The sequence below is a fragment of the Agromyces sp. P1_H4 genome (assembly GCF_056405255.1).
Genome location: NZ_JBFUCL010000112.1, coordinates 1 through 10,363, shown reverse-complemented (window position 1 = coordinate 10,363; position 10,363 = coordinate 1). Strand labels below are relative to the sequence as shown.

Below are 10,363 nucleotides of genomic sequence, written 5' to 3'. Positions count from 1 at the left end.
GCCGTAGCCGTCGCGCGAGGAGACGACGATGGAGCCGGCGATGCCGGCGACGGAGATGACACCGAGGATGGCGAGGAGCGTGAACACGTGGGTTCCTTTCGAAAGAAGAGCGGCTCGTCGAGCGACGGATGCGCCGTTGCACGTGTTCGACTCCTTTATTCTCGCGCGCGGGATCATGCAGCACAAGCGCACAATACTTCAACGACGATGTAGGCTGGCTACATGGACGTCCGCCGCCTCGACCTGCTCAGGGAACTCGCCGAACGCGGCAGCGTCACGGCTGTCGCCGAGGCCACCGGGCGCACCCCCTCCGCGGTCTCGCAACAGCTCAAGGTGCTCGAGCGCGAGGCCGGCATGCCGCTCACCGAGCGCAGCGGCCGGGGCCTGGTGCTCACCAGCGCCGGGCACGCGCTCGCCCGCAGCGCGGCCGACGTCGCGATCGCGCTCGAACGGGCTTCTGCCCTCTGGGACGAGTTCCGCAACCACCCGAGCGGCGAGGTCACGCTGCTCACGTTCCCGACGGTCGGCGCGACCCTCCTGCCGAGTGTGCTGAGCGACCTCTCCCAGGTCGCCGGCCTCGTCGTGCGCTGCACCGACCTCGACCCCGAGCTCGCGGAGTTCCCCGACCTGACCGCCGACTACGACATCGTGCTCGCCCACACCATGCCCGGCGTGCTGCCCTGGGGCGGCCGCGGCCTCAAGGCCGTGCCGTTGCTCACCGAGCCGCTCGACGTCGGCCTGCCAGCCGACCATCGGCTCGCCGCCCGCTCCCAGGTCACGCCCGCCGACCTCGTCGACGAGACCTGGCTCGGCGTGCCGCCGGGCTACCCCTTCGAGCGCATCCTGCACGCCATCGAGCAGGAGGGCGGCAAGCGCGTGCAGGTCAGCCAGCGCTTCAGCGACATGCGCATCATGGAGGCGTTCATCGCGGCCGGCCTCGGCATCGCGTTCGTGCCTCGGTTCACCTCGGGCACGGTCTCGTCGGACATCGTGCTGAAGCCCATCCGCGGGGTCGCGTCGGCGCGGCAGATCGTCGCGCTCGTGCGGCCGGATGTCGCGGAGCGCCTCGCCGTGCGCACGGTGCTCGACGTCCTCGTGGCTCGCGCCTCTCGGCTCGAGCAGGCATATGGCCACCCCTCCCGCGGCCGCGGCGCCCCCGCCACCGGAAGCGCGGCCTGACCGCGCCCGGCACCGGCACCGACCCGTCACCGTCACCGTCACCGGATTCGGTGACGTCCCTGATGCCCCACGGCTCGCCGTGCGGTATGTTCCGACCCATGTCGAAGCGCCGCGCCGCCGCCCTCGTCCTGTCCCTGGCTGCGATCGGGGTGTTCGCGGCGTGCTCGGCCGGACCCACCGCCGCCACCTCCTCGCCGCCCGTGACGAGCGCGCCGCCGACGACGCCCGCACCCGAGCCCGAACCGGTCGCGGCATCCGTCGCCATCTCGGCCGAGGCCATCACGGTGCTCGACGCCGACGGCGCCACCCTCGCGAGCTTCGACTACTTCCAGCCGACCACCGAGGTGGTGGCCGGCCTCACCGCGTACCTCGGGGCGCCCGTCGACAGCCCGAACGCCGGCGGCATGGAGTCACCCCCCGGCGTCGACCACGAGTGGGGCGGCCTGCGCCTCTACGACACCGACACCCCCGGCACCCCTCCCGAGAACCCCAACCACTACGTCTTCGTCGAGGGGCCGATGGCCGGATCGCTCCCCGTCGCGACCGCCGCCGGCATCGGATCGGCGACCGGCGTGGCCATCGGCGACGCACCCTCGGAGTTGACGATCGGCGTGGAGACGACTCCGCCCTACACCGACCCCTCCACCGGACGGACCGTGTCGGTCTCGCGCGTCGGGATCGTGACACTGCCGCCGAATCCGGCCGACTCCATGGAGCGCAACTTCGGAGTGCTGGTGCTCAGTTACGACGACACCGGAGTCATCGAGCGGCTCTCCGCGCCGAGCGCGAACTTCGGCGTCTAAGCGGGCAACTAGACTCCTCGACCATGAGCGATGCGGCCCACGGCGAGGCGATCCTGTTCGAGGTGCGTGACGGGCTCGCCCACATCACGCTCAATCGCCCGTCGCGGCTCAATGCGATGGACCCCGAGGCGATCCACCGGTGGCGGGACCTCGCCGTCGAGGTTGCCGAGCGCGACGACGTCGGCGCGGTGCTGTTCGACGCGGTCGGGCGCGCCTTCTGTGCCGGCGGCGACGTGCGCGCGATGTCCGAGCTCGCCGGCACGACGGATGCCCCGGGCCAGACGATCACGGCGCTCGCCGACGTCATCCACGCCGGCCACCGCGCGCTCCGCGAGAGCACCAAGCCGATCGTGGCCGCCGTGCAGGGGCCCGTGGCCGGCGGCGGACTCGGATTCATGCTCGTGGCCGACCTCATCGTGGCGTCCGACCGGGCGACGTTCGCAAGTCGCTACTCCGACGTGGGCCTGACTCCCGACTGCGGCGTGAGCACGCTCCTCCCCGAAGCGATCGGCATGCGCCGAGCCCTCGAGCTCACCCTGACCTCGCGTACGCTCAGTGCCGCCGAAGCGCTCGACTGGGGGCTCGTGACCGAGGTCGTCGCCCCCGAGGAGCTCGCCGACCGCGCCCGCGAGATCGCCGACTCCTGGCTGCGCGGGGCGACCGGCGCATTCGGACAGGCGAAACGCCTCGTGCGCTCAGGACCGTCGCGCTCCTTCCAGGAGGCGCTGGACGACGAGGCCCGCACGATCGGCGCCGCATTCGAGACGCCCGAAGCGCAAGCCGCCGTCGCCGCGTTCGCTGCGGGCTCGGGCCGGTCGTCAACCCGCTGACACGCCCCCGGCGCGCGGGTTAGCGTCGAGGCATGCAGGATCCGGCTGACAAGTTCGAGGGCCTGGCGGAGGAGATCGCCCGACGGGCACTGGCGGCCGGGCTGACGGTCGCCGCGGCGGAGTCGCTCACCACGGGCGCTATCTCGAACGCGCTGGGCGCCGCGCCCGGGGCATCCGAGTGGCTGCGTGGCGGCGTCGTCGCCTACGCGACCGGGGTGAAGCGCGCGCTCCTCGGGGTCACGGCCGAGAAGGTCGCGTCGGCGCAGTGCGCCAGGGAACTCGCGCAGGGCGTGGCACGGGCGCTCGAGGCGGATGCGACGGTCGCCGTGACCGGCGTGGGCGGGCCCGACCCCGACGAGGGAGAGCCCGCGGGCAGCGTCTTCGCAGCCGCGAGCGTGCGCGGTGAGCTCCGCGAGGCGCACTGGCAGTTCGACGGCGATCCCGCCGAGGTCGTGCACCAGACGACGGGGGCGGCGCTGGAGCTGCTCCGCGACGCGCTGCCGCCCGCGCCCGAGGGCTAAGCGCGCTCGCGCGCGATTCAGGCAGACGGCCGCAGCTCAGGCTGATTCCGCGGGAATCGTCCTGACTGGGCGCCGTTCACCTGAATCGGGCACGGGGCACGGGAGCACGCGACCACGCGGGCACGGAGCAGCGAGCGGCGAGCGGCGCGTAGCGCCGGCCACGCGCCGCCCGCGCAGCCACCGCCGCCCCTCAGTCGTGCTGCGGGAAGCCCAGGTTGAGGCCGCCGTGGCTCGGGTCGAGCCAGCGCGAGGTGATCGCCTTCTCCTGCGTGAAGAAGTCGAAGCCCCGCGGGCCGTAGGCCTTGGCGTCGCCGAACAGCGAGTCCTTCCAGCCGCCGAACGAGTGGTACGCCACGGGCACCGGGATCGGCACGTTGATGCCGACCATGCCGACCGTCACCTCCCGCTGGAAGCGCCGCGCGGCGCCGCCGTCGTTCGTGAAGATCGCCGTGCCATTGCCGTAGCGCGAGCCGTTGATGAGCTCGAGCCCGTCCTCGTACCCATCGACGCGCAGCACCGACAGCACCGGTCCGAAGATCTCGTCGCGGTAGACGGCCGACGAGGTCGGCACCCGGTCGACGAGGGTCGGGCCGAGCCAGAACCCGTCGGGCTCGCCGTCGACGTCGGGGTCGCGTCCGTCGACGACCACTGATGCGCCGTCGGATGCCGCGACGTCGAGGTAGCCCGCGACCTTGTCGCGGTGCTCCCGGGTGATGAGGGGGCCCATGTCGCAGCCGCGGGTGCCGTCGCCGGTCGTGAGCCGCGACATCCGCTCGGCGATCTTCTCGACGAGCTCGTCGGCGATGGAGTCGACCGCGAGCACCGCCGAGATCGCCATGCACCGTTCGCCCGCCGAGCCGAAGCCCGCGTTCACGGCGGCGTCGGCAGCGAGGTCGAGATCGGCGTCGGGCAGCACGAGCATGTGGTTCTTCGCGCCGCCGAGCGCCTGCACGCGCTTGCCGTTGGCGGTGGCCGTCGAGTAGATGTACTGCGCGATCGGCGTGGAGCCCACGAACGAGATCGAGCGCACGGTCGGATGCTCGAGCAGCGCGTCGACGGCGACCTTGTCGCCGTGCACCACGTTGAGCACGCCGTCGGGCAGTCCCGCCTCCTGCATGAGCCGGGCGAGCCACACCGCGGCCGACGGGTCCTTCTCCGACGGCTTCAGCACCACGGTGTTGCCCGTCGCGATCGCGAGGGGGAAGAACCACAGCGGCACCATCGCCGGGAAGTTGAACGGGCTGATGATGCCCACGACGCCGACAGGCTGGCGCAGCGTGTACACGTCGATGCCCGTCGAGACGTTCTCGGAGTACTCGCCCTTGGTGTAGCCCGGCATGGCGCAGGCGAGCTCGACGACCTCGAGTCCGCGCGCGATCTCGCCCGCGGCATCCGACGTCACCTTGCCGTGCTCGCTGGTGAGGATCGCCGCGAGTTCGCCGGTGCGCGCGTTCAGCAGCTCGCGGAACGCGAACATCACCTGCTGGCGCTTCGCGATCGACGTGTCGCGCCACCCCGGGAACGCGCGGGCTGCGGCCTGCACGGCGAGGTCGACGTCGTCAGTGGAGGCGAAGCGCACGCGCTTCTGCTCGACGCCCAATGCGGGGTTGTAGACGGGCCCGCTGCGATCGGACGATCCGGCGACGGATGCCCCGTCGATCCAGTGCTCGACGGTCGTCGTTGCGGCGGCCGAGGCCTGGGATTCGGTCAGTGTCTGGCTCATGAGTCAGCCCTCTCCTTCGAGTGCGGTGCTCAGTACCTCATCGTAGATCGGCATCGCCTCGGCGACATCCTCGACCGTGACGACGCACGGGGGCACCACGTGGATGCGGTTGTCCTGGATGAACGGCAGCAGGCCACGGGCGACGAGGCCGGACTTGATCCGGCCCATCGCGGCGGGCGGCAGCGGCTCGCGGGTCTCGGGATCGGCGACGAGCTCGACGGCCCAGAAGACGCCCTCGCCGCGCACCTCCCCGATGACGTCGTGGCGTTCGGCGAGCTCGGCGAGCGCGGGCCCGATCTCGGTCTCGCCGATCGCGCGGGCGTTCTCGACGATGCCCTCGGACTCCATCGCGTCAAGCGTGGCGACGATCGAGGCCATGGCGAGCGGATGTCCCGAGTAGGTGAGTCCGCCGGGGAACACCCGGTCGTCGAACGTGGCCGCGATCGGGTCGGAGATGATCACGCCGCCGACCGGGATGTAGCCCGAGTTCACGCCCTTCGCGAACGTGATCAGGTCGGGGCGCACGTCGTAGCCGTCGAACGCGAACCAGCGTCCGGTGCGGCCGAAGCCCGCCATCACCTCGTCGAGGATGAGCAGGATGCCGTGCCGGTCGCACAGCTCGCGCACCCCGGCGAGGTAGCCGGGCGGCGGGATCATGATGCCCGCCGTGCCGGGCACCGTCTCGAGCAGCACGGCGGCGATCGACGAGGGCCCCTCGGCCTCGATCATGCGGCGCAGGTGGTGCAGCGCGCGCTCCGACTCCTCCTCGGGTGTCGTCGCCCAGAACTCGGAGCGGTAGAGGTAGGGCCCGAAGAAGTGCACGTGACCGCGCGCGAACTCGTTGGGGATGCGGCGCCAGTCGCCCGTCGAGACGATCGCCGCGCCGGTGTTGCCGTGGTACGAGCGGTAGGTCGACAGGATCTTGTCGCGCCCGGTGTGCAGGCGCGCCATCCGGATCGCGTTCTCGTTCGCGTCGGCGCCGCCGTTCGTGAAGAACACCTTGTGGAACCCCGCGGGCGCCCGGGCGATGATGCGCTTCGCGGCCTGGCCGCGCGCGAGGCTCACGGTCGACGGCGCGATGGTGGTGAGCAGCTCCGCCTGTTCCTTGATCGCCTGCACGACGGCCGGATGCTGGTGGCCGATGTTGACGTTCACGAGCTGGCTCGAGAAGTCGAGGTACTCGCGGCCGGCGTGGTCCCAGACGCGGCATCCCCGCCCGCTGGCGACGACCAGCGACGAGAGCTGCGACTGCGCCGACCACGAGTGGAAGACGTGCTCGCGGTCGAGCGAGCGTGCGAGCTCGTCGAGGTCCTCTACGAGGTTCTCGGTCATGGCTTCGGTGCCTTTCGTTGCGTGCGGTGATGCGGTCGTGAGAGTGATGCCGGCGGATGCCGCGTGGCCGGCCGGGACGCACCGGCCACGCGGCATCCGGCCGACTAGTTGCCGCCCTCCTCGAGGGTGACGTCGATGGGCTCGAAGTTCTCGCCGGTGAGGTCGAGGTCTTCGCCCTCGAGCTCGTCGAGCGCCTTCTGGATCCAGTCGTTCGTGTAGGCGGTCGACGGCGGCTCCTCGGTGATGAGGTGCGCGCCCGACTCGTTCACAGCCGCGAGCGCGCCCGCGACCGTCTTGTCCCAGGCGTCCTGGTTGATGATGCCGATGCCGTCGGGCGAGGGCCAGATGAGCTTGTTCGTCTCGTTGACCATCCACAGCTCGTGGCTGGGACCCCAGCCGGAGCCGGCCGCGATCGTGATGTCCGAGGCCTCCTGCGGGTTCTCGGCCGCGTAGACCCAGCCCTTGATGACGGCCTTCAGGAACTTGACCGTCGTGTCCTGGTAGTCCTCGTCGTCGGCGAGGCGCTCGGTGTCGGCCCAGATGGCGTCCTGGAGCATGGCGCCCTCGGTGTCCTCGTAGCTGATGACGTTGAAGTCCTCGGGCTGGTAGAGCTCGCCCGTGTCGGGGTTCGTCGTCTCGAGGAGCTGGGCGTACTCGTTGTAGGTCATCGCCTGCGCCGCGTCGATGTCACCCTGCAGGAAGGCGTTCATGTTGAAGTCCTGCGTGATGATCTGCACGGTCGTGGAGTCGAGGCCCTCGGCGGCCATGGCCGCGAAGATCTCCCACTCGTTGCCGAAGCCCCATGAGCCGATCTTCTTGCCCTCGAAGTCGTCGACGGAGTCGATGCCCGAGTCGGCCATCGACACCTGGAGCGTGCCCGACTTCTGGAAGATCTGCGCGATGTCGGTGAGGTTGGCGCCCTGCTCGATCGAGCCGAGCACCTTCGGCACCCACGCGATGGCGTAGTCGACGTCGCCGTTGGCGAGCGCGTCCTGCGGCACGATGTCGCCGCCGGAGGGGATGATCTCGACGTCCAGGCCCTCCTCCTCGAAGTAGCCCTGGTCGGCGGCGGCGAAGTAGCCGGCGAACTGGCCCTGCGGCAGCCACTGGAGCTGCAGCTTCACCGGGGTGAGGTCACCGCCGTCGGCGCTGTCGGTCTCCCCCGACCCGCCGGATCCGGAGCATGCGGTGAAGGCGAGGGCGGTCGCGAGTGCGAGCCCGCCGATCGTCGCGACGCGACGTCTGCTGTGGTTCATGTCAGTCCTCTCGATGCATTTCGGGTGTTCTCGGTGCGGTGCGGGTGGTGCGGTGGTGCATTCGGTGCGGGTGGTGCGGTTCCCCGAGGCCCTCGGCCCCGGTGGTCTGGGGGTCAGGTGCGTCGTCGCTCCTCGACGGGTCGGCGTTGCAGCAGCCGCTCGAGCGCGAGGGTGGCGAGGTAGAAGAACAGGCCGAGGGCGATGGATGCCAGGACGTAGGCCCAGGCCCGGGCGTAGGCGCTCGACGCGGCCGACGTCGAGATGAGACCGCCGAGTCCGCCGCGCGGTCCGCCGAAGTACTCGGCGACGAGCGCGGAGATCACGGCGAGCGACGAGGCGATGCGGATGCCGGTGAGGATGAACGGTCGCGCCGTCGGCAGCGTGAGCGTGCGCAGCACCTGGCCCGAGCTCGCCGCGTACGCCTTCATGAGGTCGCGGTGCACGGGGGCGGTCTGCCGGAACCCGCGCAACGTGTTGATGAACACGGGCACGAACGAGGCGAGGGCGGCGATCGCCTGCCGGCCGAACTGGCTGTCGGCGCCGAACATCGAGTTGAGCACGGGCGCGAGGGCCACGATCGGGATGACCGCGAGCGACGCGACGACTGGCGCGCTCATCTGATCGATCCCGCGCCACCGCGCGGCCAGCGCGGCGAGCAGGATGCCGAGGATCGAGCCGACGACGAGGCCGACGAGCGCGTTCGTGCCCGTGATGAGCATCGCCTGCGCGATCGACGGCCAGTACGCGATGAACTCCTCGATGATCGACGCCGGGCTCGGCAGCAGGTAGTCCGAGACGCCGACCACCGTGACGAGGAACTGCCACGTGCCGAGCACGATGAGCCCGACGGCGATCGGCGCGACGATGCGCAGCGTGTTCTCGGTGCGCGGGCTCCAGCCGTGCGAGCGGGCGCGGGGCGGGCGCCCGGTCGCACCGCTCGCTGACGGCGGCGCCGGCGAGGCAGCGGATGCGGCGGCGGCGGTCATCAGCGCGTCTCCACCCCGCGCGGCCCGGTGCCGACGGGGGCTCCGCCGTGCAGCGCCTCGCGGACCGCGGTGACCATGTCGAAGAACGCCCGCTCCTCGCGGAGCTCCTCGGTGCGGGCGGCGCGCTTCGCGTCGGCGCCGAGCCGCATGGGCACGATCTCGCGGATGCGCCCGGGCCGAGGCGACATGACGACCACCCGGTCGGAGAGGAACACCGCCTCGGGGATCGAGTGCGTGACGAAGACGACGGCCGCACCCGTCTCGGCTGAGATGCGCACGAGGTCGGACTGCATCTTCTCGCGCGTCATCTCGTCGAGGGCGCCGAACGGCTCGTCCATCAGCAGCAGCCGCGGTTGCTCGGCGAGCGAGCGGGCGATAGCGACGCGCTGCTGCATGCCCCCCGAGAGCTGGTCGGGGTAGCGGTCGGCGAAGTCGGAGAGGCCCACCATGTCGAGCAGTTCGGCGACCCGGGTCGTGCGGGTCCCGGATGCCACGCCGTGCAGCTCGAGCGGCAGGGCCACGTTCCCGGCGACCGTGCGCCACGGCAGCAGCCCGGCCGACTGGAACGCGATGCCGTACTCCTGGTCGAGCCGCGCCTGCCGGGCGGTCTTGCCGAACACCGTGAGCGTGCCGACGGTCGGGTCGTCGAGGTCGGCGATCAGCCGCATGAGCGTCGACTTGCCGCATCCGCTCGGGCCGATGAGCGAGACGAACTCGCCGGCGGCGACCGTGAGGTCGATCGCGTCGAGCGCCTGCACCTGCCCGCTGCGGGTCTCGAACACCTTGTCGACACCGCGCACCTCGACGGCGGCGGTGGTCGCGGGAGTGGACTGCGCCTGGGGGTCGCTCATGCGGCCTCCTCCGTTCGTCGGTAGTTCTTGAGGATCACGCCGAGCAGGGCGATCGAGCCGGCGGCCACGAGGCCGAGCACGATCGCGCCGAAGATGGGCGCCCAGGCCTTGGCCGGGTCGCCCGAGGCCTGGCCGGCGAACTGGATGAGGATGCGCCCGATGCCGCCCTGGAGGCCGGTCGACACCTCGGCCACGACCGCGCCGATGACCGCGTTGGCCGCGCCGAGGCGCAGCGCCGGCAGGAGGTAGGGCACGGATGCCGGGAACCGCAGCTTCACGAGCGTCGTCCAGTAGCCCGCCGCGTAGGTCTGCATGAGCTCCTCGTGGATGCGGTCGGGCGACTGCAGCCCCTTCAGCGCGCCGATGGCGATGGGGAAGAACGCGAGGTAGCTCGCGATGAGGGCGACGGACATCCAGTCCTGCCACTCGAACGAGCCGATCTCGACGCGCGACCCCCAGCTCTTCACGACGGGCGCGAAGGCGATGAGCGGCACCGTCTGGCTGATGATGATCCACGGCAGCAGGCCCCACTCGGCGAGGCGCCACCGCTGCATCACGAGCGCGAGGCCGATGCCCACCACCACGCCGACGAGCCAGCCCACCGCCGCGATGCCGAGCGTGGTGAGCGCCGACAACGCGATCACGGCCCAGAGCACCTGCGCCGACGGCGAGCGCGTGACCGGCTCGCCGAGTCGGCCGATCATGTCCCACACGTGCGGCATCGCGAGGTCGGTGGTGCGCGGCAGCACGCGGGTGGTGCCGAGCACCACGCCGTCGGCCGGGCCGAGCAGCTTGTACGCCTCCCAGACGAGCACGACGGCGAGGATGCCGGCGAGCCCCCAGCCCCACCGGGCGAGCTCACGACGGCCACGCCCGGCACGG

General features: G+C 71.4%; 10 protein-coding genes. 4 read left to right on the top strand and 6 right to left on the bottom strand.

Annotated features, from left to right (window positions below):
- Positions 1-222: 222 nt before the first annotated feature.
- From AC1DY2_RS09015 to AC1DY2_RS09000, 4 genes are all read left to right on the top strand, one after another.
- Positions 223-1,179, top strand: coding sequence for a LysR family transcriptional regulator (locus AC1DY2_RS09015; RefSeq protein WP_476762109.1), 957 nt, complete (start codon positions 223-225; stop codon positions 1,177-1,179).
- 98 nt (positions 1,180-1,277) lie between these two features.
- Positions 1,278-1,982 (top strand): hypothetical protein, encoded by a 705-nt coding sequence (locus AC1DY2_RS09010; RefSeq protein WP_476762108.1) that lies wholly within the window; start codon positions 1,278-1,280, stop codon positions 1,980-1,982.
- Between the two features lie 23 nt (positions 1,983-2,005).
- Entirely contained in the window at positions 2,006-2,812 is an 807-nt protein-coding gene (locus AC1DY2_RS09005; RefSeq protein WP_476762107.1) for an enoyl-CoA hydratase/isomerase family protein, read from the top strand.
- Positions 2,813-2,844: 32 nt separating this feature from the next.
- Positions 2,845-3,333 (top strand): CinA family protein, encoded by a 489-nt coding sequence (locus AC1DY2_RS09000; protein ID WP_476762106.1) that lies wholly within the window; start codon positions 2,845-2,847, stop codon positions 3,331-3,333.
- Positions 3,334-3,523: 190 nt separating this feature from the next.
- Here the strand turns inward: AC1DY2_RS09000 and AC1DY2_RS08995 are convergent, their stop codons facing one another.
- From AC1DY2_RS08995 to AC1DY2_RS08970, 6 genes are all read right to left on the bottom strand, one after another.
- Complete coding sequence (locus tag AC1DY2_RS08995) at positions 3,524-5,056, bottom strand: CoA-acylating methylmalonate-semialdehyde dehydrogenase (protein ID WP_476762105.1); 1,533 nt, start codon at positions 5,054-5,056, stop codon at positions 3,524-3,526.
- A 3-nt stretch (positions 5,057-5,059) separates the two neighbouring features.
- Positions 5,060-6,388 (bottom strand): aminotransferase class III-fold pyridoxal phosphate-dependent enzyme, encoded by a 1,329-nt coding sequence (locus tag AC1DY2_RS08990; protein ID WP_476762104.1) that lies wholly within the window; start codon positions 6,386-6,388, stop codon positions 5,060-5,062.
- Between the two features lie 104 nt (positions 6,389-6,492).
- Positions 6,493-7,644 carry an ABC transporter substrate-binding protein gene (locus tag AC1DY2_RS08985; RefSeq protein ID WP_309976270.1) on the bottom strand — a complete coding sequence of 384 codons (1,152 nt, stop codon included), beginning with the start codon at positions 7,642-7,644 and terminating at the stop codon, positions 6,493-6,495.
- A 113-nt stretch (positions 7,645-7,757) separates the two neighbouring features.
- Positions 7,758-8,630 (bottom strand): ABC transporter permease, encoded by an 873-nt coding sequence (locus tag AC1DY2_RS08980; protein ID WP_476762103.1) that lies wholly within the window; start codon positions 8,628-8,630, stop codon positions 7,758-7,760.
- Positions 8,630-9,481, bottom strand: coding sequence for an ABC transporter ATP-binding protein (locus tag AC1DY2_RS08975; protein ID WP_476762102.1), 852 nt, complete (start codon positions 9,479-9,481; stop codon positions 8,630-8,632). The genes AC1DY2_RS08980 and AC1DY2_RS08975 overlap by 1 nt, the downstream gene beginning before the upstream one ends.
- A partial coding sequence (locus AC1DY2_RS08970) for an ABC transporter permease (RefSeq protein WP_476762101.1) occupies positions 9,478-10,363 on the bottom strand: 886 nt, incomplete at its 5' end. The genes AC1DY2_RS08975 and AC1DY2_RS08970, both read right to left, overlap by 4 nt.

Coding starts and splice junctions, on each gene's coding strand:
- AC1DY2_RS09015 (WP_476762109.1), top strand. CDS start 223: ATGGACGTCCGCCGCCTCGACCTGCTCAGGGAACTCGCCGAACGCGGC.
- AC1DY2_RS09010 (WP_476762108.1), top strand. CDS start 1,278: ATGTCGAAGCGCCGCGCCGCCGCCCTCGTCCTGTCCCTGGCTGCGATC.
- AC1DY2_RS09005 (WP_476762107.1), top strand. CDS start 2,006: ATGAGCGATGCGGCCCACGGCGAGGCGATCCTGTTCGAGGTGCGTGAC.
- AC1DY2_RS09000 (WP_476762106.1), top strand. CDS start 2,845: ATGCAGGATCCGGCTGACAAGTTCGAGGGCCTGGCGGAGGAGATCGCC.
- AC1DY2_RS08995 (WP_476762105.1), bottom strand. CDS start 5,056: ATGAGCCAGACACTGACCGAATCCCAGGCCTCGGCCGCCGCAACGACG.
- AC1DY2_RS08990 (WP_476762104.1), bottom strand. CDS start 6,388: ATGACCGAGAACCTCGTAGAGGACCTCGACGAGCTCGCACGCTCGCTC.
- AC1DY2_RS08985 (WP_309976270.1), bottom strand. CDS start 7,644: ATGAACCACAGCAGACGTCGCGTCGCGACGATCGGCGGGCTCGCACTC.
- AC1DY2_RS08980 (WP_476762103.1), bottom strand. CDS start 8,630: ATGACCGCCGCCGCCGCATCCGCTGCCTCGCCGGCGCCGCCGTCAGCG.
- AC1DY2_RS08975 (WP_476762102.1), bottom strand. CDS start 9,481: ATGAGCGACCCCCAGGCGCAGTCCACTCCCGCGACCACCGCCGCCGTC.